General features: G+C 57.7%; 25 protein-coding genes and 3 pseudogenes. 7 read left to right on the top strand and 21 right to left on the bottom strand.

What is annotated here, in order from left to right; translation table 11 throughout:
- The first annotated feature begins 31 nt into the window (after positions 1 to 31).
- Positions 32 to 1,000 carry an AraC family transcriptional regulator gene (locus tag AC07VF_RS00995; protein ID WP_495008824.1) on the top strand — a complete coding sequence of 323 codons (969 nt, stop codon included), beginning with the start codon at positions 32 to 34 and terminating at the stop codon, positions 998 to 1,000.
- 143 nt (positions 1,001 to 1,143) lie between these two features.
- On the opposite strand, the gene AC07VF_RS01000 is transcribed toward AC07VF_RS00995, so the two are convergent.
- Entirely contained in the window at positions 1,144 to 2,265 is a 1,122-nt protein-coding gene (locus AC07VF_RS01000; protein WP_192172877.1) for an alkene reductase, read from the bottom strand.
- Between the two features lie 2 nt (positions 2,266 to 2,267).
- The gene (locus AC07VF_RS01005) at positions 2,268 to 3,311 is read right to left on the bottom strand and encodes an MsnO8 family LLM class oxidoreductase (protein WP_192172878.1); all 1,044 of its coding nucleotides are present in this window, start codon (positions 3,309 to 3,311) and stop codon (positions 2,268 to 2,270) included.
- 90 nt (positions 3,312 to 3,401) lie between these two features.
- Here AC07VF_RS01005 and AC07VF_RS01010 point away from each other — a divergent pair, with 90 nt between their 5' ends.
- Positions 3,402 to 3,968, top strand: coding sequence for a tautomerase family protein (locus AC07VF_RS01010; RefSeq protein WP_342345373.1), 567 nt, complete (start codon positions 3,402 to 3,404; stop codon positions 3,966 to 3,968).
- A gap of 100 nt (positions 3,969 to 4,068) precedes the next feature.
- Here AC07VF_RS01010 and AC07VF_RS01015 read toward each other — a convergent pair whose 3' ends face one another.
- A complete protein-coding gene (locus AC07VF_RS01015; protein ID WP_495008823.1) occupies positions 4,069 to 5,880 on the bottom strand; it encodes an ABC transporter ATP-binding protein in 1,812 nt (603 codons plus the stop codon).
- Positions 5,881 to 6,121: 241 nt separating this feature from the next.
- On the opposite strand from AC07VF_RS01015, the gene AC07VF_RS01020 reads away from it, so the two are divergent.
- Positions 6,122 to 6,505 carry a response regulator gene (locus AC07VF_RS01020; protein ID WP_192172880.1) on the top strand — a complete coding sequence of 128 codons (384 nt, stop codon included), beginning with the start codon at positions 6,122 to 6,124 and terminating at the stop codon, positions 6,503 to 6,505.
- 112 nt (positions 6,506 to 6,617) lie between these two features.
- On the opposite strand, the pseudogene AC07VF_RS01025 reads toward AC07VF_RS01020, so the two are convergent.
- From AC07VF_RS01025 to tnpA, 9 genes and pseudogenes are all read right to left on the bottom strand, one after another.
- Positions 6,618 to 6,854, bottom strand: a pseudogene (locus AC07VF_RS01025) (methyl-accepting chemotaxis protein); the annotation flags it as partial.
- Positions 6,855 to 6,902: 48 nt separating this feature from the next.
- Positions 6,903 to 7,964: pseudogene (locus tag AC07VF_RS01030) on the bottom strand (PAS domain-containing protein); the annotation flags it as partial.
- A gap of 229 nt (positions 7,965 to 8,193) precedes the next feature.
- Positions 8,194 to 8,634: a DUF421 domain-containing protein gene (locus AC07VF_RS01035; protein ID WP_192172882.1), complete on the bottom strand. Its 441-nt coding sequence runs from the start codon at positions 8,632 to 8,634 to the stop codon at positions 8,194 to 8,196.
- A 7-nt stretch (positions 8,635 to 8,641) separates the two neighbouring features.
- Positions 8,642 to 9,154: a hypothetical protein gene (locus tag AC07VF_RS01040; RefSeq protein ID WP_192172883.1), complete on the bottom strand. Its 513-nt coding sequence runs from the start codon at positions 9,152 to 9,154 to the stop codon at positions 8,642 to 8,644.
- Between the two features lie 173 nt (positions 9,155 to 9,327).
- The gene (locus tag AC07VF_RS01045) at positions 9,328 to 9,798 is read right to left on the bottom strand and encodes a bifunctional diaminohydroxyphosphoribosylaminopyrimidine deaminase/5-amino-6-(5-phosphoribosylamino)uracil reductase RibD (RefSeq protein WP_192172957.1); all 471 of its coding nucleotides are present in this window, start codon (positions 9,796 to 9,798) and stop codon (positions 9,328 to 9,330) included.
- A gap of 20 nt (positions 9,799 to 9,818) precedes the next feature.
- On the bottom strand, positions 9,819 to 10,388 hold the full coding sequence (locus AC07VF_RS01050) for a nucleotidyltransferase family protein (RefSeq protein WP_495008822.1): 570 nt from the start codon (positions 10,386 to 10,388) through the stop codon (positions 9,819 to 9,821).
- Between the two features lie 119 nt (positions 10,389 to 10,507).
- A pseudogene (tnpC, locus tag AC07VF_RS01055) lies at positions 10,508 to 12,030 on the bottom strand (IS66 family transposase).
- A gap of 60 nt (positions 12,031 to 12,090) precedes the next feature.
- Positions 12,091 to 12,348, bottom strand: a complete 258-nt coding sequence (gene tnpB / locus AC07VF_RS01060; protein ID WP_495008821.1) for an IS66 family insertion sequence element accessory protein TnpB — start codon at positions 12,346 to 12,348, stop codon at positions 12,091 to 12,093.
- A gap of 74 nt (positions 12,349 to 12,422) precedes the next feature.
- Positions 12,423 to 12,746, bottom strand: a complete 324-nt coding sequence (gene tnpA / locus AC07VF_RS01065; protein WP_197983856.1) for an IS66-like element accessory protein TnpA — start codon at positions 12,744 to 12,746, stop codon at positions 12,423 to 12,425.
- 504 nt (positions 12,747 to 13,250) lie between these two features.
- Here tnpA and AC07VF_RS01070 point away from each other — a divergent pair.
- On the top strand, positions 13,251 to 14,663 hold the full coding sequence (locus AC07VF_RS01070; RefSeq protein WP_495008820.1) for a PIN domain-containing protein: 1,413 nt from the start codon (positions 13,251 to 13,253) through the stop codon (positions 14,661 to 14,663).
- Between the two features lie 314 nt (positions 14,664 to 14,977).
- Positions 14,978 to 16,054: an RES family NAD+ phosphorylase gene (locus AC07VF_RS01075; protein ID WP_495008819.1), complete on the top strand. Its 1,077-nt coding sequence runs from the start codon at positions 14,978 to 14,980 to the stop codon at positions 16,052 to 16,054.
- 197 nt (positions 16,055 to 16,251) lie between these two features.
- Here the strand turns inward: AC07VF_RS01075 and AC07VF_RS01080 are convergent, their stop codons facing one another.
- Positions 16,252 to 17,250, bottom strand: a complete 999-nt coding sequence (locus tag AC07VF_RS01080) for an NAD(P)H-quinone oxidoreductase (RefSeq protein ID WP_192172889.1) — start codon at positions 17,248 to 17,250, stop codon at positions 16,252 to 16,254.
- A 96-nt stretch (positions 17,251 to 17,346) separates the two neighbouring features.
- Complete coding sequence (locus AC07VF_RS01085; RefSeq protein ID WP_495008818.1) at positions 17,347 to 18,522, bottom strand: saccharopine dehydrogenase family protein; 1,176 nt, start codon at positions 18,520 to 18,522, stop codon at positions 17,347 to 17,349.
- 110 nt (positions 18,523 to 18,632) lie between these two features.
- Between AC07VF_RS01085 and AC07VF_RS01090 the strand changes: the two genes are divergently transcribed.
- Entirely contained in the window at positions 18,633 to 19,532 is a 900-nt protein-coding gene (locus AC07VF_RS01090) for a LysR family transcriptional regulator (protein ID WP_346630708.1), read from the top strand.
- 178 nt (positions 19,533 to 19,710) lie between these two features.
- On the opposite strand, the gene AC07VF_RS01095 is transcribed toward AC07VF_RS01090, so the two are convergent.
- The 6 genes from AC07VF_RS01095 to AC07VF_RS01120 form a co-directional block, all read right to left on the bottom strand.
- Positions 19,711 to 20,085 carry a hypothetical protein gene (locus AC07VF_RS01095; RefSeq protein ID WP_282371307.1) on the bottom strand — a complete coding sequence of 125 codons (375 nt, stop codon included), beginning with the start codon at positions 20,083 to 20,085 and terminating at the stop codon, positions 19,711 to 19,713.
- A gap of 24 nt (positions 20,086 to 20,109) precedes the next feature.
- Complete coding sequence (locus AC07VF_RS01100) at positions 20,110 to 20,343, bottom strand: hypothetical protein (RefSeq protein WP_197983860.1); 234 nt, start codon at positions 20,341 to 20,343, stop codon at positions 20,110 to 20,112.
- Between the two features lie 56 nt (positions 20,344 to 20,399).
- Positions 20,400 to 20,813 (bottom strand): nuclear transport factor 2 family protein, encoded by a 414-nt coding sequence (locus AC07VF_RS01105; protein ID WP_133776318.1) that lies wholly within the window; start codon positions 20,811 to 20,813, stop codon positions 20,400 to 20,402.
- Between the two features lie 82 nt (positions 20,814 to 20,895).
- Positions 20,896 to 21,495, bottom strand: a complete 600-nt coding sequence (locus tag AC07VF_RS01110; RefSeq protein ID WP_192172891.1) for an NADPH-dependent F420 reductase — start codon at positions 21,493 to 21,495, stop codon at positions 20,896 to 20,898.
- 93 nt (positions 21,496 to 21,588) lie between these two features.
- Positions 21,589 to 22,356 carry an SDR family NAD(P)-dependent oxidoreductase gene (locus AC07VF_RS01115; RefSeq protein ID WP_192172892.1) on the bottom strand — a complete coding sequence of 256 codons (768 nt, stop codon included), beginning with the start codon at positions 22,354 to 22,356 and terminating at the stop codon, positions 21,589 to 21,591.
- 82 nt (positions 22,357 to 22,438) lie between these two features.
- A complete protein-coding gene (locus AC07VF_RS01120) occupies positions 22,439 to 23,173 on the bottom strand; it encodes an SDR family NAD(P)-dependent oxidoreductase (protein ID WP_192172893.1) in 735 nt (244 codons plus the stop codon).
- Positions 23,174 to 23,313: 140 nt separating this feature from the next.
- Here AC07VF_RS01120 and AC07VF_RS01125 point away from each other — a divergent pair, with 140 nt between their 5' ends.
- The gene (locus AC07VF_RS01125; protein WP_495008817.1) at positions 23,314 to 24,348 is read left to right on the top strand and encodes a LysR family transcriptional regulator; all 1,035 of its coding nucleotides are present in this window, start codon (positions 23,314 to 23,316) and stop codon (positions 24,346 to 24,348) included.
- A 439-nt stretch (positions 24,349 to 24,787) separates the two neighbouring features.
- Here the strand turns inward: AC07VF_RS01125 and AC07VF_RS01130 are convergent, their stop codons facing one another.
- The gene (locus AC07VF_RS01130) at positions 24,788 to 25,807 is read right to left on the bottom strand and encodes a zinc-binding alcohol dehydrogenase family protein (RefSeq protein ID WP_495008816.1); all 1,020 of its coding nucleotides are present in this window, start codon (positions 25,805 to 25,807) and stop codon (positions 24,788 to 24,790) included.

Here is a 25,807-nt window from a genome sequence, read left to right on the forward strand (position 1 = left end):
AACCCGTTTTTTTGACTGAAACTCCTGAACAATGCCACCAGATCAATTTGCTCTTTCTTCCGATCTCATCAACGAGCTGTTGCGCGGCATGCGCCTGCGCGGTGTCGAGTACCGGCGCATCCAGGCGGGCCCGACCTTCGGCCTGGGCTTCGATGCCAAACCCGGACATGCCTGGTTCCACTTCCTGGCGGTCGGCAATGCGGTGCTGCGCATGGATGACGGGACGACCTATGCGCTGTCCGCCGGTAACGCCGTGTTCATCTCCCACGGCGCAGCCCATCAGTTGCTCTCGCATGCGCACGCGCCCGTGCAGGACATCGACCTTCTGAACGGCGAGCCCCTTGGCGACACCGTCAGCGCCGTAGATACCGGAACCGATGCCGGCTCCACGCCGACCACGCTGGTGTTCAGTGGCTGCATGGAATTCGAGTTGGGTAGCCTGCATGGCCTTGGGAAGCTGATGCCGGGCCTCATGCTGATCGATGCCGGCGGCCAGCGTTATCCCGGGCTGGTGCCTATTCTCGCCACCATGGAGCGCGAGGTCAGCGCCGCACGCGTCGGCTTCGCTGGCATCCTTGCGCGACTGGCCGACGTGGTCGCCGCCATGGTCGTTCGCGGTTGGGTCGAGTGCGCTTGCGGCAACGCTTCCGGCCTGGTCGCCGCTCTGCGCGATCCGCGGCTGGCAGGTGCCCTTCTGGCGCTGCATCAGCAACCGGGCCTCGACTGGACCGTCGAGCAACTGGCGGCGCACTGCAATACGTCCCGCTCGGTCTTTGCAGAGCGTTTTCAACTGACGATTGGCATGACCCCGCTGCGCTACGTCACTGAAGTGCGAATGCGGCTTGCCAGCCAGTGGCTGACGCTGGAAAGGGTACCGATTGAAGAGGTCGCGCAGCGTTTGAGCTATACGTCTCAGGCAGCGTTCAGCCGGGCGTTCAAGCGTGTTACGGGTAAAACGCCCGGGTTGGGTCGTAGGTTGAGCCAGGCGGCTGCGACCTGACGCTGGGTGAAGGTAGCGTTACTACCTACGTCCACGTGATGGAACATTGACAATCGGTAGACGGCACGCTGGCTGAAGCGTGCCTTCGGCATCACATCGCAGCCTTCGCGCTGAACGCTTACAGGCACGCATCGCTTCTTCAATCAGCCCATGTAGGGCGGATAGTCGACATAGCCTTTTGCATCGCCGCCGTAATAGGTGTCGCGATCCGGCTCGGTCAACGTCCAGCCGTTTTTCAGCCGAGCGACCAGATCAGGATTTGCAATGAAGGGCTGCCCGAATGCCGCCAGATCGATCAGGCCGGCGTGGAGCAGCTCTTCAGCGCGTTCACGGGTCATGTCCCCGGCAAGAATCAATGCGGTCTTGCCCAGCTGGGTTTTGCAGTCTTTGAGCAGGTCACGAAGCGCTTGCTCCTGCGCAGCCGAGCCTTCCTCTGCCATGAAGAAGTGGGTCTGATCCATTACGTGAACGTAAGCGATGCCGCGCTGGCTCATGCCCGCACAGAGCGCTGAGTAGGTTTCGTCGATCTGCGGATACAGCGGCATATCGAACAACTGGCCGTATGGCGAAATCCGGATACCCACTCGATCAGCGCCGATTCTGGCGGCTGCCGCATCGACGACCTCGAATACGAAACGCAAACGATTTTCCAGCGTGTCTGCTGAGTAGCGATCGGTTCGGTCATTCACCAGCGGATTCAGGAATTGCTCAAGCAGATAGCCGTTGGCGCCATGAATTTCCACCCCGTCGAACCCGGCCGCGATAGCGTTTTCAGCAGCCTGGGCGAAATCTTCAACCACGCGTGCTACCTCTTCGGTGGTCAACGGTCGTGGCGTGGATGTGGCCACAAAACCCGGCTCCCCGTCTTCCGTGTAACCAAAGGCAACTGCGCCTTGGGCTTGTTTGCTGGTAGCGCTGACGGGCGCTTTGCCGTCGATCTGAATGGAAGTGTGGGACACGCGGCCAACGTGCCACAGCTGGGCGAACATCTTCCCGCCGACGCTGTGGACCGAGTCGATGACCAGCTTCCATCCTTTGATCTGCTCTTCGGTATAGATGCCCGGGTTGAAGAGATAACCCTGGCCCTCACGAGAGATCGGCGTGCCTTCCGAAACAATTAAACCGGCGGTGCCGCGTTGGGTGTAGTGCAGGGCGATTTGCTCCGTCGCAATGTCGTCAGGGGCGCGCGACCGGGTCATCGGTGCCATGACGATGCGGTTGCCAAGCGTTGTGGCGCCGAGTTCGTATGCTTCAAATAAGGTCATGATTAGTTCTCCTGAAGTGCCCGCTGTGGGGCGCGAAGGTTGGATTCGTGGTTGGCGCGAGCGAGCAGCTCGATAGCACGCTGTCGGTTTGCTTCGCCGGGGATCATGGGGATGACCATCATCTGATCGGTCTGATACTGCGACGCGATGCGCTGCAGTTGCTGAATCGCCAACGGACCGTCGCCAACAACCACGCGCATGCGGTTGAGCGCGACTCGATCGCGTGCTTCAGCGCTGTATTGCGTAGGGTCGACCGCCTCGGGCAGCGCCAACGCCTCGGCTGGGGCAACAGACTCTGCCCGCAGCAACCAGTCATCAAAGCTGGTCGCCAGCCGCTCGGCCTGCTCGACGGTGTCGGCCACTACTGCGAATACAGCAACGATGACACTGGGCGCGGCATGCAGTTTTGATGGACGAAAGTTGGCGCGATAATGCTCGGCGGCCAGCACACCTTGCTGATGATGGGGGTTGATGAAGTGCGCAAACGTGAAGCCCATCCCTTCCAGAGCGGCCAGTTCAGCGGTACTGCCGCTGGCACCCAGTATGTGCAACTCAGGGAGGGTCGTGATCCGAGGTGCAGCGTAGATCGGCTGCGGCTGATCGCCTGCCCCCTCTTTGTCATCAAGGAGCAGAGCCTTGAGGTCCTTGAGCTTGGCCGGGAAAGGAATCTGGTGTGTCTTCTCATCATTGAGGGCACGAGTGACGCGTTGGTCCGCTCCGGGCGCCCTCCCTACTCCCAGGTCTATCCGCCCCGGGTACAACGCCTCCAGCACACGCGCTGTCTCGGCAACTTTGTACGCGCTGTAATGCGGCAGCATGATGCCACCCGAGCCAACCCTGATCGTCTCCGTATGGGCGGCAATCTGCATCATCAACAGCTCGGGGCTGCTTCCCGCCTGAACCCTGGATTGATGGTGCTCCGCCACCCAGTAGCGTTCGTAGCCCAAAGACTCGGCTGCTTGCGCCAGCCGCGTAGTGGCCCATAGCGCATCGCCGGCGGTAAAGCCGTCGTCTACTGGGGAATGGTCAAGAATGCTAAGTCTCACTGCGCCCTCCGGACAAAGAACACAGCCTATTGGAGAAACGATGCGAGATTTCGGCTCATTTTTACCGAATCACATGAATTCAATTCACCAATGAGCTTTTCTACCCGGCTAGAGGACCTTCACAGTGGTATCACTGCAACTGGCGAACCTGCTCGTCTACAAAAACGCATCAAGAAGACAGGACATGGGGCAATTGGAGGCGTGGGTCAGGCTCCATTTCCCTTTAGTATTACGTCCGTCACTTCATCACTGCCTGAAGAGGAATACGCTATGCCGCTTGTACGGATTGATATCTCCGCCGACACACCCGATGGGACAGTTGCCGCAATCGGTGACGTGATTTACGAAGCAATGATCAGCACGGCGAACGTGCCCGAACATGACCGATTTCAGATCATTCACCGCCATGCCAGCGATGAACTGGTGTATCCGGCTGAGGGCTATCTGGGCATTACCTACACAAAGAACATCGTGTTCATTCAGGTGGCCTGGAACGAAGGGCGAACCATTGACGTGAAGAAGGCGTTTTATAAGGCTATCGCCCAAGGCATTCATGACAGGACCGGGCACAGACAGGAAGACATCTGGATCAGTCTGATTGATAACAAGAAGGAGAACTGGTCCTTCGGAAACGGGGAAATGCAGTACGCGCCCTGAAATAAACAAGTAGACGTGCGGACGGGCCGCTAATGGGCCGATAGCCGGCAGCTATGGCCGGCTTCATCCAGTCGCCCGCAGGAACTATGCGGGTCGGCGACTACCGATACCCACGCGCCTGGATGCTGAACAGGCTCGCATAGCGCCCGCCGCCAGCCATCAGTTGCACGTGAGTCCCCTGTTCCAGAATCCGGCCCTGATCCAGCACGATGATGTGATCGGCGTTGCGCACGCTGGAGAATCGGTGAGAAATGAGCAACGTCATGCGCCCCTTCGCGTACTCGCGGAAGTGCTCGAACACGGCGGCCTCGGCGGCAGCGTCGAGGGCGGCCGTCGGTTCGTCCAGAATCAGCAGATCGGCATCACGGCGCATATACGCCCGCGACAGCGCCAGCTTTTGCCATTGCCCACCGGACAATTCCTGCCCACCGGCGAACCAGCGCCCCAACTGCGTGTGATAGCCGTTGCTCAAGCGTTCGATGAAGTCGGCCGCGATTCCTTGGGTGGCCGCATCGCGCCAACGGTCCTGGTCATCGAACGCGTCGACGTCACCCACGCCGAGGTTTTCGCCGACCGTCATCTGGTAACGGATGTAGTCCTGAAAGATCACCCCGATGCGCTGGTGCAAGGCCTGTTCGTCCCAGTCCTGCAAATCGCTGCCGTCCAGCAGGATCCTGCCTTGGTCGGGCGTATAGAGTCGGGTCAGCAGTTTGATCAATGTGGTTTTACCCGAGCCGTTTTCGCCCACCAGCGCCAGGCTCATGCCGGGCGTCAGGTGCAGGCTGATGTCGGTGAGCGTGGGATTCGCAGCACCCGGGTAGCGGAACCCCAGGCCCTCGCAGCGCAGGCCATCGCCCGGGCGTGCACCGGCCTTCAGCGTGCCGCGTACAGGTGCGACCGGCACCCCAAGGTATTCGTAGAGGTCAGACAGGTACAGGCCGTCCTCGTACAAACCGGCAATCGCGCTGAGGCTGGCAGTGATGGCGACCTGGCCTTGCTTGAACAGCACCAGGTACATCGTCATCTGCCCGAGTGTGGTCTGGCCGCGCACGGTGTCCATGACCACCCAGGCGTAGGCCACGTAGAACGCGGCTGTACCCAATAGCCCGAGGGCAAAGCCCCAAGTGTCGCGTCGCACGGTGAGTCGGCGGTCTTCGGCGTACAGGCGCGTGAAATTGTCGCGATAGCGTTGCAGCAACAACGGCGCCATGCCGAACAGCTTCACTTCTTTGGTATGCGCCTCCTGGGACAGCAAGGCCTCCAGGTAATTTTGCTGGCGGGTTTCCGGGGCGCGACGCTGAAACAGGCGGAAGGCATTACCGGAGAAATGCGTCTCGGCGAAGAACACCGGCAGCGCACCGAGCACCAGGATCAGCAGCGCCCAAGGGGAAAAATGCACCAGCAGCACCGCAAAGCTGACCAGCGAGATCAGGTTTTGCGTCAGCCCCAGGCCTTTGGTGACGAGGCCCAATGGCCGGGTCGATGCATCGCGGCGCACGCGCACCAATTTGTCGTAAAAGGTCGAGTCCTCGAACTGCAGCAGCGAAAGGGTCTGGGCCTTTTCCAGGATCATCAGATTGACCTTCTGCCCCAACTGCACCCGCAGCAGCGCCTGTTGCATTGAAAGCGCCCGTTGCGCCGCGGCCAGCAACGCCAATACGCCCGCCTCGGCCAACACGTAACGCAGGACAGGCCACACCGGCGCCTGGCTGCCATTGGCGTGGATCTGCATCGCCTGAACCACCGCATCGACGATCCGCTGGCCGATCCAGGCAGCCAGCGCGGGCAAAATGCCGGCGATCAGCGTCGCCACGATCAAGCCGGCGAACAAGGGGCGGGAAGTCGCCCAAACAAGGCCGACCGCCCTGCCGCTCTGGGTTGAAAATGCAGTCAAACGATTGAACAACGACATCAAAGGCGCAGGCTCCGGATTGGCGGTGACGGGGGATTGTAGCGGCTAGTTCGGCACGCTTCCCCGGTCTTGTGGGTAGCCATCTGGATAATCAGGGGCGATTCAGGCTTTGCATAGAACTGCAGGCCACTCCGTCAGGGCGGTATAACCGTGCAGAGAGACTTGAGCTACGGATGTAACGGAAATGGGAACCCGCAGACAGCGGCCCAGTCCAAAACGCACAACAAACCAGGATGGGCAAATGACAGTGTTATCAACCGTTTTAGTGGTGGAAGATGACTGGCTCATTCGCAGTTTGATCCATGAAATTTTAGAGACGGAAGGCTTCGAGGTCGTCACAGCAGAGACAGGCGACGACGCTTGGGACTGGTTGTGCAAGACCTCGGGAGGGGCGGATCTCATCCTGTCCGACATCCATATGCCGGGTGGGCTGAGCGGTATTGGCTTGGCAAACCGGGTGCAAGCTCAATGGCCCCGCATCCCGGTGATCTTGTCCTCGGGAGGACGAGGGCAACAAATCCTGGAGTCTGGATATGCTCCTCTTTTCATCCCCAAACCTTGGCACTCCCTGGATATCGGCACCATTTGTCGGCGCGCATTAGCTCTGGCGATTAACCGAGAGTGATGCTGCCGACCCCATGGCGGTTACGTTGGAGAGTCTTTTCCGAACCACTTCTTTTCAGACCTCAACCCGGTTCAAGGAACCAGGGGTTCGAAGAAAGTAAGGTCTAGCGGGCAATCATGCCGGCTGCCTGTTCAGTCGCTTCAGTGGTACGCGTCGCCAACTTGCGAACCTCGTCGGCAACCACTGCGAAGCCACGACCCGCCTCACCCGCACGTGCAGCCTCAATGGCCGCATTCAGGGCCAAAAGATTGGTCTGGCTCGCGATGCTCTGGATCGTCCCCACGATCTGGGACAATTGCGCGATATTGTGCTCAAGCGTCTGCTGATGCTTGACCTCTGTTTCCCTCAGCACGTCCTGCTCGTGTTGCAAGTTGACGTCCACAAGCGCACCGACTACTCGCAGCGGCAGGCCGGCGGGGTCACGCCTGGTCTGGCCTCGCGCACGGAACCACCGATATTCGCCGCTTTTCATCCTCAGCCGGTACTCGATATCAAAGGGTGTCTTGCCTGATCTATCATTCAGATGAGCCCCGAAAGCGCTGAGGCTTCTGTCCTTATCATCCGGGTGTAACCTGGATGCCCAGCTGTCCAACACATCTGGAAACTCCTCAACCGTTTCGAAACCCAGCAGCCGACGAAACTGAGGTGACCACCAGAACGGGTTTTTGGGGTTTACAGGGTCTCCGGCAATGACCTCCATATCCCAAAGCCCATCCGAGAGCATTTCCCGAGCCAGCTCGAATCTGGTGATGATGACGTCGTGCTCCTGATCCCGCTCCAGCTGGTCATGGATATCCCGGAGCGAGCCAGCGACCCGGATGGGCGTGCCTCGCTCGTCGCGGAGTGTCTCACCCTGTGCGTGGAACCAGCGATATGAACCGTCTTTCATGGCGAGCCGGTTATTGACTTTGTATGGGGTCATTCCGGACTTGTCGTTGAGATGGCGAGCGAAGGCGTCGAGTGTTGCCTGCTTGTCCTGCGGATGGAGCCGATCGGCCCAACTGGCGAGCACATTTGGAAAGTCTCTTTCGTCCTTGAAGCCCAGCAGGCTGCGGAATTGCTGCGACCACCAAAAGCGATTTCCGGGGTTGACCGGGTCGCCGGCCACGACCTCCATGTCCCAAAGACCTTCACTGGACGCGCGATTGACCAAATCGAATCTGATCTCGTGAGCTGACGCGGAGGCTGCTGATTCGCGAAGCAACTCGCGGGCATCCTCAAGCTCCTTTTCGAGTTGGGCTACGCGGGATTGGTATTGATCATTGGAGGACTGGATCAGGCGCCAGGCATCCAGCACTGCTGGACCTTCTTTGCACTGGGCGACCTCAGGATGTTCGCCGCTCATGATCGACGTCAGCAATTGCTTCAGGGCGCGACGATCGCGGCGAAGAAGGAAAAAATTGGGCATGTTGTACAAGCTCGAAATGCGTGACGGGCCTCCTCCATGGCACCTTGCCATTCTTATCGTCTTGAGCGCCAGAAACTTTATCTGTCTGGCTGAATAAATGGCCGTCAACCCGCTGAAATTCCTCAGTAATAGAGGATCTGCTTACGAGGTGTGTGTCTAACGAGCCACGCGGAGGGAACCATGGTCAGATCTGTTTTCCTGGCTTTGGCATGCCCCGCCTGACCAAGCCGTTCGCGATGCTGGATAGCGCTTCTTATCAGCGCCGTAACGGGGCAGAGAGTCAGGCAGGAATGATCGAGATCGTGCCGTTCCGCTCAAGGATCGCGTACTTGATCTGCTCCACCCGCTCGAAACCCTGCTCTATTCGTGCGGCCTCCAAGATGTCGTCTTCCTGAATACGGGCCTCGTGCATGCGATGTCGCAGGAAAGCGCCGTTTTCAACGATGATCGTCGGCCCCCCATCGATCAGCTTGGCCAAGCGTTTGGACCGCCGCTTGACGAGGGAAAGCCCGATGTCGATCACCATTAAGGTCACGATGACCAAAATCGCATTGGTCACGGAGAAGTCATCGCCCAGCAGCGCTTGCTGGGTGGCTTCGCCAATGACCATCAGCAGCACGAAATCAAACGACGTTAGCTCCCCCAATGATCGTCGGCCAGAAATCTTGAAGAGCACCATCAGTGCCAGATAAATCGCGCCCGCGCGTAGTACGGCATCCATTGAGCACCTATGGGTAAATGAACTGAGTGACTGGAATGTGGCCGCCGCCCACGACACTGATCTGACTTTTGAAAAGCCCGATGCCGTCGCTGCGCCATGAGATGAAGAGCGTGACGTGCCCGCTCTTGTCGGTGGGAAACGTAAGGCTCAAACCCTGGGGACTGCCCACCGAGCTGACCGGCTGCGGCTGGAGAGACTCGATGCTGAAGCCATCCAGCATAGGCTTGCTGATCGACAGTGTGACCTCTTTGCCCGGCTGCCCCGTGGCCTGAACGATCATTGGATTGGTCCCACCCGCTCGGTGGAAACGCTCGTACTGCACCGTCAGGTCACCCTGCTCACTCACCGACTCGAGCGTGCTGAGCGGGCCTCTGGAAAACAAACCAAGCAATGTCAGGATGACCACCGCTGTCAGCACATACCAGCCAACCCTCTGGAACTTCCAGACTTTGCGCTGCAGCGCAATGTCCTCTGCCACGGGGTGTTCACGGTCCTGCATTTCCTGCTCTAAGAGGCTCATACGCATCACTCGTCGGGACTAGCGATGTGACTGCTTTGGTCTGTGGGAAGTTCTGGTGGGGTAAGCGTGTGCTGCTGATTCCGTGGGGGGGTTGTCTTTGGGTTCAGCGCTTCGATAAGGCGTAACCGTCCGGCATTCCACCTTGTGCTGCGATGTCGATGAGCTAAGACGATCTACTCATCGTTGCGATCCACTGATTCACCTGGTTTGTTTACGAAAAAACCACCCAAGTCCTTAATGGCTTCCTCGGCCAAGAGCCCGACAACAACAGTAATGCCCGCATCTCGCAGCATTTTTATGCCCGCTCCCGAGTTTCTCGGATCGGGATCAAGCAGCCCAACAAACACTTTCTCGACACCGCTGTTTAACAGTGCCAGCGCACATGACGGCGTTCGACCATGAAAGGAGCATGGCTCAAGCGTGACAAACGCGGTAACCCCAGAGCAATCACTAGGTAATTGGCTCAACGCCATTGCTTCCGCGTGATATAGCCCAGGTGGCTGTGTGTAGCCTTGGCTGATCACCAAATTATCCTTTACCAGCACGCAACCTACCGGCGGGTTCGGAAGGCACTCAGGTAAGGCTAATCGCCCCTGAGCGAGCGCAAGACGCATGAAATCGGTGTTGGAAGAAGGGTTAGGCATACCGTAATGATCCGCAGGGTTCATGAAATGTGAGGTTCTATGATCCTGAGCCAAGGCCAACGAGCTTGGTAACTTTTGGCCTTCTGGTCGAACAAGTCTGGCTGAGGATTTTTCGGATTGATACGAAGAACGCCTTGCTCTACGTCGGTCAGGCCATATGGCGCATAGACTTCACCCGTTTCAGGGTCTAGCCCAATACACGTACCGGCAATCAGGTAACGATCAATACCATCTTTTGCCGACTGAAGCTGAGAATAAGACCTGCCAAACCGCTGACTGTACCAAAGGTGGACGCGGGCCTGATTCTTGATCTCAACGTTAACTTCAAGGTCTTGGAAGAGAGACTGAGCTGAGTTGATGACCTCATTTTCAGCCTCCCAAGACAGATCACTATCGAAGTAAAAAACGTCGTAATCCTTCACACCCCAATCCGACGGCAGGTGCGACTGATGATTCCAGACGGCTTGGAACAGGCATCCCGCAGTGAGCATGCATTGATTCAAACCGAGTGAAGGTAAGCGTGAGGTGATTTCAGCGTTTATTGGATTGGCCATTGCTATCCTGACCAACCTTTCGACAGGTAATGTCATTTTCATCCCTTTGGAATCGATCTAGTCCTAGCGACTGACAATACATCATCGCTTTTTAAGATTTCCCGAAAGACAACTTTTCTACACAGGTGTCCGCCCGGGCATCCTGTCTTTCGTAATTAATCCGGTTGCCACCTATGTGGCAGCAACTGATCGATTTCACTTGCCCGCTGCGTCGGCAGGCGCGTGAGAACATCCTTTAGATAAGTGTACGGATCATGACCATTCAGCCGCGCTGACTGGATCAAGCTCATGATCGCCGCCGCCCGTTTTCCGCTGCGTAGCGACCCGGCGAAGAGCCAGTTTTTGCGTCCAAGAGCCCACGGCCGGATCTGGTTCTCCGCCCAGTTGTTGTCAATGGGTACAGCCCCGTCATTGAGGTAGCGCGACAGCGCTGCCCAGCGTTTGAGGCTGTAATTGAGTGCTCTGCTGATAGCCGAACCTTCGGGCACAAGATCACGCTGCGCGATCATCCAGGCATGCAGCCTATCCATCACCGGCCCGGCTTTTTCTGTATTCGGCGCCGTAAATCCGGCTCCAGGTTACGCACTTCGCTCTCGAATTCGTACAACAGCTGGATGTAGTGCAGGGCCTGCTCGGCGATCTGGCGCTTGTTGGTTGCATGCAACTCAAAGAACTTGCGCCGGGCATGGGCCATGCAGCCGATCTCGGTCACGACGAGTTCGAAGCTGGCCTTGTAGCCGCCAAAATCATCGCAGACCAACTTGCCTTTCCAGCCTTGAAGGAAGTTACGAGCATGCTCGCCAGCGCGGCTGGGGCTGAAGTCGTAGACGACAGCGGCTGTGTCGCAGAACTGGCTGGTGGCATAAGCCCAAACATACGAGTGGTGGGTTTTCTTGGTGCCCGGAGCGAGCATCTGCACGGGTGTTTCATCCGCGTGCATGACCTGTTGCCCGATCACTACGTCACGCAAGGCATCGACCAAGGGCTGTAACTGCACGCCTGTCATGCCAACCCACTGAGCCAACGTGGAGCGTGGAATCGCCAAGCCGGCACGACCAAAAATCGATTCCTGACGGTAAAGCGGAAGATGGTCAGCAAACTTCGCAATCATGACGTGAGCAAGTAACCCGGCAGTCGGGATGCCCTTGTCGATGACCTGCGGCGGCACAGGTGCCTGGATCAGCGTTTCGCAGTCATCGCAAACCCACTTGCCACGAACATGGCGCTCAACGGTAAACTCGCCCGGTGTGTAGTCCAGCTTTTCACTGACATCTTCACCTATGCGTTTCAGTGCGCACCCGCATGGGCAGTGAGTGTTGTCTGGTTCGTGATGGATCAACGTTTGCGGAAATTCTGCCGGCAATGTCGTGCGCTTGGGCTTTTGCTTTTCCTCGGTCGCCGCTGGTGCTATTTGCAACGCCTGAAGCTCGGCCTCAATCGCCGCGATATCAGTATCGATCAGGTCATCAAGCCGGCTGGCCTGATCAGGACTCATCTGCTCACTGCGCTTGGCAAACTTCAAACGCTTGAGCTGTGCGATCTCGAGGGTCAGCTTCTCGATCACCGTTTGATCGCGGTTGATCTTCTTGCCCATGGTCTCGACTTGCGACAGCAATTGCGTAGCGAATGCACGCAGTTGGTCGGGAGTCATTTGATCGAGATTGGGTGAGGAAGTCATGCCTTGGATTTTACCAAGCAGACCGTCTGCGACAGCAAACCAAGATGCTAATTACAGTTTCTAAAGCACCGTGGTTGCACCGCCAGCGCCAACCCGTTGCCAAGGCAGGCCAAGCACCAAGGCCTGAAGTTGCTCTACATCCAACTGCAATTCACTGCCTTGCCGAACACCTGGCCAATGAAATTTACCTTGGTTCAAGCGACGTGCCGCCAGCCAGACACCAATCCCATCGTGTACCAGCACTTTGACCCGAGTCGCGCGGCGATTGGCAAACAGATAGGCGCAGTGCGGCTTCGCCGCACCGAACACCGCGATCACTCTGGCCAGAGCCGTTTCAGTTCAGGCGCGCATGTCCATGGGCTCGGTGGCAAGCCAGATGGCGTCGATGCGGATCATCGCAAAAGCTCTCGAAGGAATGCGGTGCAGGCGGCAGCATTATCGGTTGGCCAGTTCACTTTGACGGTACCGCGCGGGTGCAGAATCTCAATGCTGATATTCGGTGAGGATCCGTGGCCTGTTTCGTGCACAGGCAACGGGATGAATGCAGGCTGGAGCGCCGTGCTTTTCTGTGCTTGCACCCGAATCCATTTGTGGACAAGGTTCGCGTTAAGGCTATGGCTGAGGGCAACGCTGGCAATCGAAGCGCCGGGTTGGACACACTCTTTAATGACCTGGGCCTTGAAGGATTTGGAATACGAACGGCGCGTCTGCTGCATGAAATACCCGCTTAAAAGGCTAGAACTGGTGCCCACTTAAAATTTAAGTGCACACCATGTCTTTGCTTTGCCGGGCTGGGTAGATGACTTTGCCGGACGCATACGATAAGGCTAAGGGCCGCTTTTGGTCGAAGCCGCCGGTGACAACCGGCCGCTATCGGCCAGGAGCTGCCATTTGAAGAGCGCAGTTTTTGATCCTTAGGGCACCCTGGTCTCGGTCTGTATTGGTTCAATTGCAGCGGCTCACAGGCCATAACCTTATTGATCTTAATATGAACTCTCGCTCGGATTCCTTCTGCGGAATTCTCGACCCGAAACCAAGTGCCGTAGCATTCTCGATAGACGGGCGAAAGGTATTAGGGACCTGCAATGGAACGACTGGTTAGCCCTCGAATGCGTCAGCTTAGCCCGATTTGGTCAGTTGGGTGCCAACAGCGGAGCGCAGGTGTTGTCGATCGCTGTCCTGGGTTTTGATATGATTGGCCACAAAACAAGGATGGAACGATGAAGTCTTTATTTCCTGAATTCAAAGCGCTAACAGAAAAAGAATATCAAGACGCCTGGAAGCGTGGGCTTTTGGTTTTTGACACCAATGTGTTGTTAAACCTCTACAGATATCAAGCGGCGACACGTGATGAATTAATTACCGTCCTTAAATCATTGTCTAAGCGGATATGGATTCCTCATCATGTAGCCCTCGAGTTTTACAGAAACCGCTCTGGGGTAATATCTGAGCAACATCAAAAATACCGACAGGTCCGCGAGGTTGTCATTACTTCAGTTGACGACCTGCACAACAGGATTGCGAATCTTAATCTTAGAAAGCGCCATTCGTCGATCAGAACAGAAGATCTCCAAAGTAAAGTAAATGATGCAATTACCGGATTTCTTGAGGAGCTTAAGGTGCTGGAGGAGGCAAACCAACCACCTACTTCTGTAGATTTTATTAAGGACGCAATAGAGCAGCTATTCGAAGGGCGTGTCGGGGCCAGTCCCGCGGAGCAGAAAGATGTAGATGGTCTCTATAAGTTGGCGCAAGCTCGCTATGATTTGAAGATTCCTCCGGGATACAGGGATAAGGAAAAGGATAAAGCACAGCCCGATGAATACCTCCATAACGGTATAATTTACAAAAGAAAATATGGTGATTATTTAGTATGGAGACAAATGCTGGAACAGGCTAAATCCGAATCAAGCAACTGGCTGATATACGTTACTGATGATCGAAAAGAGGATTGGTGGCTGAAGGGAGATTCAAATAAAATCCTCGGTCCGCGACCGGAGCTTATTAATGAGGCTATCTCCTTAGGAGGCGTTCGGCACTTCTTGATGTATTCCCCAGAGCAGTTCCTGTCTCATGCTAAGCAAATGCTGAAGGCCAGCGTCTCAGACGAAACCCTTACGGAAGTTAGGGATATATCAGACAATGCGGTCATGCCTTCTAGGGTTGGCATGGATGAAGTTCATGCTAGTGCAAAAGCTGCAGTTCAGAATTGGGTTGCCTCTATTTACACTTATGAAGTTTTGAGCGGCTATAGAGAACCAGACTTTGTTGTCTACAAAAACGACAAGACAGTGGGCATCATTGTCGAACCGCTACCAGGCAAGAGATTGGCAGCACAAATACTCCGTCGGCTTCCACTGCTTCAGTCTCAGGCCAGTTATCAGTTAACTAAAAACAAACTTGACGCGGTGATTATTGTTTACGCGTGCTTGGATGAGCTAGATGTCGAGGAGACAATCGGATTGATGAGGAAACACTATTCGATTTCCTCACATGCTTCCACCGGAATTATTGTTGGGCACTTTAACTCGGATCCACAAGAGTTCTTCCCCATAGAGTGGATTGTATACGATGACTTGATGGACATTGGGGTGAGCCCTTCTCATGATAATTTAGCCGACGGTCTCGAATAACGGGGAGCTTCGATCATCTAACTCTAGACATCCACCTAGCCTGCTTAGCAGGATAGGTGGATGTCTAGAGTTCGAGAGTTAAATATGTAAGATGCCAACACTGTCGGCAGTCTCACTTTCCAACTGATAGCGAGTGTTTGCAATGAAGCGGCTAATGGGTGAACTGACAGTTTTCGATCCAGCGTGAACGGGTAATAAGGCTGCTTTCGACCAAATTCGGACCCTAGCAGCCGGGCTCAATTAAGCCCAAAACCCGAGCGATCCGCTTGGTCTAAAGTTTGAGTTTCCCCCCATAAATTTTCTACGGTAGGACTATGGCAGAAGAAACTGCGAAGTCGAATCAAACCCTCCTTTGTTCTGAATGCTTCACGGATGAAGGACTGCGGATAGATGCATTCAAGCTCGGCACCGAGGAGCATGTGAAATGTCCGAACTGCCACAGCCAAGAAGGCCGAAAGCTGACGAAGGAGCTTATTGAGGCTCTTGCATGGCGTTTTTTTGTGGGTGGTACTACCGTCCGTTGCGACTACGGTGCAGCGCCTGTTATTCAGTGCAACGAGCATCACTTTGGGAGGAGCGATATATCGCCCTCGATCTGGCTCAAAGATGACATCAGGCTTCTTGAGGAGGCTGGTCAGATTGGCTTCTTCTACTACGGCCCACGCCTTTGGATGGTTGGCGAAGTCGAGCCACTCAAGGATCTTCAGGACGAATCGAAGCGGTCGAAAATCATCAAGCGCGTAATGAAGGAATACCCAGAAAAGACACTTCAAATGGGGCAGAAATTTTATCGCCTACGAATCTGCCCACAACGTCCAGGTGATCCGATAGAGTACGACAGCCCACCTATTGCACTCGCTGGAAAGGGGCGACTCGATTCGCCAGGCTTTCCTATCATGTACGGATCGCAGGACATCGACGTTTGCATCCATGAATGTCGAGCATCGACAGATGACGACATCTACGTTGCTACCCTGGAGCCCAAGCGGAACTTACGGCTTTTGGATCTTACTCACCTACTCGAAGAAGATGTGACGGAGTTCGAAAGCTTGGATATGGCTATCCATATGCTCTTCCTGGCACGTTCCCACTCCTACGAGTTTTCCAGAGCAATCGCATTAGCAGCCAAAGAAGCGGGCTTCGACGGCATAATTTACCCGTCGTTCTTTAGTTTGATTCGCACTGGCGGCCATCCTTTTGAAACCGCCTATGGCATGTCGCTGCGGCGCTGTCACCCTGATCGGGAAAAATACGCAGAGGCATACACAATCAAAAATTTTGCCTTGTTTGGACGTCCGCTGGAGAACGACCTGGTAAGCATCCAATGCATTAATCGTTTGGTACTCACTCAGGTCGGATATAGAGGACACTTTGGCCCCGTGCAGTATTGACCGAAATGTTAGAGGTGCTCAGATTAAAGGCGGCTACTGCCCTTCCTTGAAGGGTAGCTTCGGGTCGGTAGCGGTCAATGGCGGAAGGCTGCTTTCGACCCAAGGCAGCCGCTCGCCCCCACACAACCACGAACACCTCAAACAAAAAAAGAACAACGCCCGGCGGCAGTTAATGACACGCACCGGGCGATTCCCGTTCACACCACCTTCAGCACGATTTTGCCGATATGGTCGCCCTGCTCCATTCGCTGATGCGCTTGTGCTGCGTCGGCGAGAGGGAAAACACGGTCAATGATCGGCAGGCATTCGCCTTGACTGAGCAGCGGCCAGACATTGGCGAGTACGGCGCGAGCAATCTCGGCTTTTTCCTCCGCGCTGCGCGAACGCATCATCGACCCTGTCACCGAGCCTTGCTTTTCCATCAACGCCAGCAGATTGAAGTCTTTGACGGAGCTGCCGCCCAGAAAGCCGATAATGACCAGTCGACCGCGTCGTGCGAGTGACGCTACGTTGCTCTCGAAATAGCTCCCGCCCATGATGTCGAGAATGACGTCCACGCCCTTCTCGTGGGTTTGCCGGGCGATCTCTTGAGCGAAGTTCACCTCGCGGTAATTGATCGCTTCGCCACCCAGTTCGCGGATCCGGTCGCACTTTTCCTGGCTGCCGGCCGTTGCAAAAGCCTTGATCCCCAAGGCCTTGCACAGCATCAGCGCGGTCGTGCCGATGCCGCTGGTGCCGCCATGGATCAATACGGTGCAGCCCTTTTGGGCACGGCCCAGCTCGAAAAGGTTGGCCCACACGGTAAAGAATGTTTCCGGAATGGCCGCGGCCTGAATCATGTCCACGCCGTCGGGGACCGGTAATGATTGGGTGGCCGCCACAACGCAGTATTCGGCGTAACCACCGCCATTGGTCAGCGCACATACCTTGTCGCCCAGCTTGAAGTTGGCCACCTTTGCGCCAACCCCAACGACCTCACCGGCCACTTCCAACCCGGGCACAGGGGTCATGCCGGGTTTCATCGGGTATTTGCCCGAACGCTGTATGACATCAGGACGATTGATGCCGGCGGCGTGAACCCGGATCAGCAGCTCGTGATCACCGGGCGTCGGCACATCGGCCTGCATTATCTTTAATACTTCGGGGCCACCGGGTTCGGTGATCTCGATGTAGTTCATACGGTTTGGCAGATTCATGGTTCACCTTTTGTTGAGAGGGCTAATTGTTGAGAGGGCTGAAGACTCTGAAAGCTGAACGTCAAAGACATTCAGCTTTTTTAGCGGCCCATAGAATCAACCCTCGACTGTGAACCTCAGTCCGGCTTTTTCAGTCAGGCGTTTGAGCAACGCCTCATTCAACGCCGCCGCGGGCGTCCAGCAACCGCCCGGGGTCTCCTCACGTGTCACATCGAACGCCAGCGCCATCGCTGACTCGGCCAACATTTTGGAGGTCGACAGGTAGCCCGGATCCTCGTCGCAACTCACGGATGCCTTGAGCACCTGACCGTCTGCCAGTTCTGCGATGAACAACACATCATAAAAGCCTGCATCAAGCTCCTTCTGTGTGGGCCCTTGCCCCGCTTGCGGATGACCGCCCTCATTGAAAGAGAAGCCTGCCAGACCAAGCTCATCGTCTTCGCTCGGTTGCGCACTGAGCATCAGCATTTCGTCGTATTGAAACGACGTGCCCCACAGGTGCCCTTCCAGCAAGTTTGTGCGATGCACCGCCTTGGAATTGATGCCGGACATGATGAAAGGGCCGACCCAGCTCTGAGCCAGTTCATCCCGGTAGGGGGTCTGATCATCAGGTTGCTCGACACCTTTGAATCCCGGTGTGTAGGCAAACGGATCGGCCACCAGTTCACCGAGAGCAGGATCCTGCGCTGCCGCTGCAACCACAGCATCGACACTCAGGAACGTGCCACCGGACAGCACGCCTTGCATGCTGCGCACGCGGCCCCTGATCCGAGGCGCGTAGCGAGCGAACTTCTTCATGACCTGCTGCTGGGTGAACCATACGCCGAGGTCGAACGGCACCGAATCGAAACCACAGGAGAACACCAGTCGCGCGCCCGATGCCTGGGCTTGAGCCTGATGGCTGCCGATCATTTGGGCAATCCAAGGGATCTCCCCCGAGAGGTCGACGTAGTCCGTCCCCGACTCGGCGCAGGCTGCTACCAGGTCCGAGCCATAGACCGAAAACGGCCCTGCGGTGGTAATCACGACCCTGGTTGCGGCAACCATGTCGCGCACGGACGCCTGGTCCTGGGCATCGGCCACGATCAGCGGCAGCGCTGCAGCATTTGCCCAACTGTCCCGAATGGCTTGCAGCTTGCTCAAGCTGCGACCGGCAATGGCCCATTTAACAGGGCCGTCGACGCCGTATTGAGTGAAGAAGTATTCAGCAACCAGCCGACCGGTGTACCCGGTGGCGCCAAAAATGATCACATCGAATGTTTGTTTATCCATGGGAAAGATGATTCCTGAAAGCGCCGCGAAGCAAAGGCGACACTCTAGCCATCCTGCCTACAAATGATTAGATGGTATGGTTGGAATAGACCTATAACCGCAGAGCATCAATCGTGCGCGACAACGTCACCGACCTCCTGGCCCTCCTGCGGGTCGCCCGTGAGGGCAGTTTTACCAAAGCGGCGGCGCAGCTTGGCGTTTCCCAGCCTGCGCTGAGCCGCACCATCACCAAACTGGAATCGCGCCTGGGTGTGCAATTGCTGACCCGCAGTACCCGCAGCGTCGCACCGACCGAAGCCGGCGCGCGCCTGATCGACAGCATCGGGCCGCATTTTGACGGGATCGAGTCAGGCCTCAACGAGCTGAGCGAACTGAGCGGCATGCCGGCGGGTAGCCTGCGCATCACCTCCATGGAGCACGCAACCCATCTCGTCCTTGCCCCGGCTGCGCTGCAATTGATGATCGACTATCCGGGCATCAAGGTTGAAATCAACGACAGCTACGCATTGGTCGACATCGTTGCAGAGCGCTTCGATGCCGGTATCCGCCTGGGGGCGCAGTTGGCTCAGGACATGATCAGCATGCCCATAGGCCGGGATTTTCGCCTGGCACTAGTGGCCGCCCCCGCCTATCTGGAACACCGTGCTAACCCCCTGACGCCACAGGATCTGACCGAGCACGCCTGTATCAACCTGCGCCAGCCCACCTCGGGAGGATTGTGGGGTTGGCCTTTCGCAAAAAACGGGAGAGAAATCAAAGTACGCGCCGACGGGCATCTGGTGAGTAACAACATCTGGCTCATGCGCGATTTTGTCAGGGCGGGCGCCGGACTGGGCTACTTCCCGGAGCATCTGGTCGAGCAGGATCTGGCACAGGGTCGCCTGGTGCGGCTGATGGAGGACTGGACTGGCACCGTCACCGGGTATCACCTTTACTACCCAAGCCGGCGCCAACACAAACCGGCTTTTCGTTTGCTTCTGGATGCATTGCGTGATCAGTCAGGGCGCTGACTGTCTTCTTTTGGCCGCTAGCTGACCTCAACGAGCGGCCGATCTAGGTCGGAAGCGGTCAGCCACGACCGGCTGCTTTCGACCCAAAGCCGCCCCTCGTGAATGGCAGCATTCGGCCAACAAGAGACGTTCGTCGTGGCCGGAGTGTGCCCCGCCAAGCGGCCGTCGCTGGCAGCCGTCACGGCCTCACAAACCGGTAGACGAAGCGATCGGTCTCGCCCTTGATCGCGGGATCGAACACCTTGACTGATCGCGGATCATCCTTGTTCGCGAGCATGTTGCTTTCCGCGTCCAGCAGGAAGCCGGCCGCCTCCACCTCCTTCCGAACGGAGGCGGGGTCGATCCGGTGCAGCGACTGGGCAACACTGGTGCCCGCTGTGCCAGCGGCGGCGTGGTCGACGATGACGTAGTACCCACCCGGCTTGACCCTATCGCACATGGCGCGATTGAAGTCGGCCGCCGTCGCGTCCTTGGACTGCACCAGCGCGGTGTGGAGATCGTGGTAGAACAGGTGCATCCACAGGACATCCGCGGGCTGCGTGACTTCCGGCATGGCCACGAGGTTCGCCGAAACCGCCTAGACGTTTGCCCGGCCCGGCTCCTTCGCCAACGTACGCATGTTGCCGACAGGATCGTTCTTGAAGTGGGCGACTTCGGCAGGCACGAAGCTATAGACCCGTCCGTTGGGTCCCACGGCGTCAGAGAATAGACGCGTCCAGTCGCCGTCGCCCGGGTAAACGTCGATGACGGTGGCGCCTGGATCAACGCGTGCGAAGCGGATCAACTCGGATAGCTTGGATGTGTCGTACATGGGGACCTCCTACAAAGTTTGGTATTCGAATGGCGAGGGGCCCCAAACGGTTTTTGCTACGTGAGCCCGGATGCGTCGATCTGCGAGGCTCGTGCCAGTGCCTGCGTGTCAATGTACTCGCGGATCTTCGTCAGTCTGCCGTCGCGGACCGTGATGGCGAAGATCCAGTCATCTTCGAACGTCTTATTGGTGGCTTTGATCTTCCCCTTGGCGAAACCGACGACCAGCACCCGGTCTCCCTGCGCGATGAACTCCCGGGGCTCGGTGGACGTCTCCATCGACCTGGATGCGGTCTCGAGCAAATCCGCAAGCCCCGCATGGCCGTGGCGCGTACCGGCCAGAGGCCAGTCTTCGCCCGGGATGATCCACTCGATGTCTTCGGCGACCAGCGCCAGCAGACCGTCCTTGTCGCCGCGGCCAATGGCCGCAAAGAAGTCCTTCACGGTCTGGACGTTTTTCTCGGTATTCATGGGGATTTCTCCGCGTCGATCGAGTCGACTTGCGCTCGACCCGAGCGCGTTCGTTGTGTTGTTATCGTTGGGTACGTCCTGCTCAACCGGCGAAAGTGACGAGGTCCTTGAAGATCAGTCGACCCCAGCTATTTCCGCGTGCGTGGACCAGCAGCCCGCCCTCGGAAAGCCTGCCAAGTTGGACCGGCGAGAAACCGAGATTTTCTGCAAGCGCGCCGATCTCGGCCGCGGCCTCGTCATCGTCGCTGGCCAGGAACACGACCCGCCTGCCGCCATGCACGGCCGGATCCTGGGCGAGGACGGATGCACCCAGATGGTTGAAGCCTTTGACCAGCCTGACACCCGTGAAGGACCGCGCAACGACCATGGAAGAAGGCTGTCCTCCCAGTTCCTCTGTGGGCACTTGGGTGTTGGTTACATCGACGATGGTCTTGCCTTTCCAGGTCGACAGCGCGTTGGCGACATCCTGGTGCGAGTCGAAACGGACGGCCAAAAAGATGATGTCCGCCTTGACCGCTTCCGCCAGTGTTTTGGGAAGGATGGTGGGACCGATCGCAGCGGCGACGGAGGCAAAGCTTTCCGGGTCGCGCGCGGTGGCCACGGATACGTCGATGCCCTTGCGGGCAAACGCCTTGGCCAGTGCCTGGCCGATAGGGCCGAAGCCGATAATTGAATAGGTCATAGGAGTTTTCTCTGAGTTGGGTTGGATCCTGCTTGGATAAGCGCGGCCCCACGGCTTGCCGCTAGGGTGGCCAGCCAAGGGGCCGCGCTGGGGTCAGACCTGCGCCAGGCCGCCATCGACGGGAAGATCGATACCCGTGACGAACGAACTTTCCTCGGAAGCGAGGAATACGACGGCAGCCGCGATTTCCTCCGGCTTGCCCCAGCGACCCATGGGAATCTGCAAGGCGTACTGGGCGGCCGCTTCCTTGGCCTGGTCGGCGGTAAGGCCCGCCGTCTTTTGCAAAGCGCCCGTCTCGGTGGGCCCGGGACTGATGCAATTCACGCGGATCTGGCGATCTTTCAGCTCCATCGTCCAGGCACGCACGAAGTTGCGCACAGCCGCTTTGCTTGCACCGTAAGCGCTGAATCCAGCCGTTCCCAGGACGTTGGTGACCGAAGAGGTCACTATGATCGAGCCGCCGTCTCTGAACAGCGGAAGGGCCTTCTGCACCGTGAAGAAGGTGCCCTTGACGTTCACGTCGAAGGTCTGGTCGAAATGAGCCTCGGTAGCGGCCTCCAGCAGCGCGACCGTACCCGCGCCCGCATTGGCAAAGAGCACATCAATGTGACCATGCTTCTCTTTCACGACAGCAAAGAGCCGGTCCAGATCTTCCAGGCGGGACACGTCGCCCACGACCGTCGTAACGTTTCCCTTCAAGGTGGCTGCCGCCTCCTTCAGTTCGTCCTCCCTTCGCCCAGTGATAACGACGTGCGCACCTTCTTCAAGGAAGCGCTTGGCCGTGGCCAGGCCAATCCCGCTGCTTCCACCGGTCACGACCGCAATTTTTCCCGCCAATTTTTGTGCACTATGGTTGTTCATATATTTTGCCTTTCTAATGTTCGTTATTGAGCAGACCCTGCGGTGCTCCGAACCATCGAACGGAGCGCCGACGCGTCGTGGGTCAGAGTTGCGCCAGGCCGCCGTCGACAGCGAGTTCGCTCGCGGTCATGAAGCTGCTGTCCGAGGAGGCGAGAAACACCGCTGCCGCCGCGATTTCCGAGGGCTCGGCCATGCGCAGCAGGGGCGTCATCGCGCCATAGGACTTCTGGCCTTCCTCGCCGAGCGCCGCCTTCGCGAGTTCGGTTGCCGTAGCGCCAGGCGACAGCACGTTGACCCGGATGCCGGTGCCCTTCAGATCCTCTGCCCAGGTCCTAGCGAAGTTGCGCACGGCCGCCTTGCTCGCGCTGTAGGCGGTAAATTCGGGAGCACCCGTGGTGCCGGCGCTCGATCCGGTCAGGATGATCGAACCGCCCTCGCCCATCAGCGGCAGCGCCTTCTGGACCGTGAAGATGGTGCCCTTCACGTTGGTTTCGAAGGTTTCGTCGATATGGGCGGCGGTGATCTCGCCCAGCTTGAGTGGGCTGCCGGTGCCGGCATTGGCGAAGAGGATGTCGAGGGTTCCGCGCTCGGCCTTCACTGCCACATAGAGTCGGTCTAGGTCGGCCTCATCGGAGACCGAGCCCGTTATGGCGCGGGCCTTTGGACCAAGCTCGGCCACGGCAGCGTCGAGCGCTTCCTGCCGACGGCCGTAGATGAAGACGAAGGCGCCTTCCTGGATGAAGCGCTTTGCCGCCGCGAGACCGATGCCGGTCGCGCCACCGGTGATTACCGCGGTCTTGCCAGTTAGTCTGTTCATGTTCGTATCCTTGGCTCAAGCGGTGGAGGCAGTGACCTCCGTTTGCTGTTGAGACCAATGTAGTGCAGCCGCTGCCAGTGTATTAGTCGGCCTTTTTGTGAATAATTGTTCCATCAATGGAATAATCGCTAGAATGCTCCATGAATCGAGATCTCAATGACACTTTGGTGTTCGTCAAGGTTGTGGAGTTGGGCAGCTTCACGGCTGCCGCGAACACGCTGCACATGCCCAAGGCGACCGTGAGTCGTAAGGTGCGGGAGCTGGAAGAGCGACTGGGTGCGCAGCTATTGCATCGCACAACCCGCAAGCTCGGCTTGACCGAGGCGGGCAACATCTATTTCGCGCATTGCCAGCGCATTGCGCGCGACCTGGACGAGGCGGAGAGCGCCGTCAGTGAGTTGCAGAGCGGGCCGCGAGGCTGGCTGCGCGTGACTGCATCTCATCCGGTGGGCAACACTTGGGTCGCGCCCTTACTCAGCGAATTCCACGCACGCCATCCGGACGTTCGCGTGGAACTGCTGCTGAGCAACGACCAGGTCGACATCATCGCCGGCGAAATCGACGTGGCGGCGCGCAAGCTCGCCGTGTTCCGTACCGCGATCTACGCCACCCCCGGTTACATCGAGCGTTTCGGCGAGCCGCTGCATCCCGACGATTTGATTAACCACCGGGCAACCGTGCAGACCAATCACCGAAGCGCCCACGGCTTCGCCTGGACCCTCGATGATGGAAACGGCAAGCTGCGCGAGTTCCCGGTCGACCCCGTCGTGATCGCCAGCGATCCGAGCGCCCTTCGCACTGTGATGATGGATGGAGAAGGCCTGATGCTGACCAGTGACGTCTTTGTGCGGGCGTTCGTCGAGCAGGGTCTGGTGCAGCGCGTGCTCACCGGCTGGCGTGGCACGGACCTCGACCTGCATGCACTGTTCCCGCGCGGTCAGGTGCAGTCACCGAAAGTGCGTGCCTTCGTCGACTTTCTAGTCGAGCGGCTGAATATCGAGGAGGGCTACCTGGAGGTGTTGAACGGCGATACCGCGCACGGTCCGCCCTGCGGCCGCGATGGAAGCCCAGCGACGGCAGCGGCAGATAGGCACCGGATGCAATCTCAGTCAGCGCCCGAGTCAGGGCCGGCAGCCGCACGCGGTCAGGGCGAGAGATCGCGCACGACCGTCTAGCTGTATGAGCCCAGCACGTTGTTCAGTCGTATCCGCGAGATAGCTAAGAGGTCGTGGAAGCTGGCGTGAGGCCGATTCCAGTTACCCTGCGCGAGGAACGCATTCGACGTCGCGTATGGGTTGCCTGCCGTGGGAGACCAGCGAATCTGATTCCTCAGCAAACGACACTGCTGGACAACGCCGCGACGAGGGTCGACGAATTGGTCATCGGAGTCTGCGACGCGGTGGGATCGAGAGGCCGCTATGGGTCGAAAGCTGTCTGTGAGGAGGGCCCCATGGCTCCGCTGTGTTTGGTCTTTATCGCGTTGCTTGAGGCCGATCGCGGCCCGGCAGTCTCGGGCTTCGATGCTTTCCGTGCGTGTCCAAGCGCCTGAAGCAACACGGTTTGCGCAATGGGTACCTGGAGCTGGAAATTACCCAGTCGTTTCTGTAGTACCTCTTAGAAGCCCTTCAGAACGATCTTGCCTTTCGCCTTGCCGCTTTCCAGTAGAGCATGGGCACGACGAAGACTTTCTGTGCTGAGGCGTCCGTAGTTATCGCCGAGAGTGGTGCGCAAGAGACCCGAATCAACGTGCCGCGCAATTTCGTTGAGGATGTTGTGCTGCTCCTGCATGTCCTCGGTTTCGTAAAGCGAGCGGGTATACATCAGCTCCCAGTGCAACGACAGGCTCTTACGCTTCAGCGGTACAGCGTCAAGCGTGGCCGGATCATCGATCAGGCCCAGCTTGCCCTGAGGCTTCAGTGATTCGATGATTTGCTCGTAGTGCCGATCAGTCTGGGTCAAGCTTGCGACATAGCTGACTTGTCCAATGCCAATGCGCTTGAGCTCTTCGCTGAGTGGCTTGGTATGGTCGATGACGTGATGCGCACCCAGCTCGGCGACCCAAGCCTGGGTTTCCGGGCGCGAAGCCGTGCCGATGATTGTTAGTCCGGTCAGTTGACGCGCCAACTGAGTCAGGATCGAACCCACCCCGCCCGCAGCGCCGACGATGAGCAGCGTTTCGCCCCGGTCGGTGGTATCACTTGCAACACCGAGGCGATCGAAGAGTAACTCCCAGGCGGTCAGGGAAGTCAGTGGCAATGCCGCAGCCTGGCTGAAATCCAGCGACTGGGGCATTGAACCGACGATACGCTCGTCCACCAGTTGCAGCTCACTGTTGCTGCCCGGGCGGATCAACGATCCGGCGTACCAGACCCTGTCACCAGGCTTGAACAGCGTCACGTCGCTGCCGACCGACTTGACCACACCGGTAGCGTCCCATCCGAGGATACGGGGCTGGCTTTCGTCTTCGTGCGGTACGTAGCCCTGTCGCACCTTGGTATCGACAGGATTGACCGATACGGCCTTTACCTCTACGAGCAGGTCGCGCGGCTTCGTCACTGGCTCGGGTATATCGATCTCCACCAAAGCGTTGGGATGTTCGATAGGCAGGCATTTGAAGTGTGCAATGGCTTTCAT

It is taken from the genome of Pseudomonas sp. GW821-FHT02H06 (assembly GCF_059421525.1).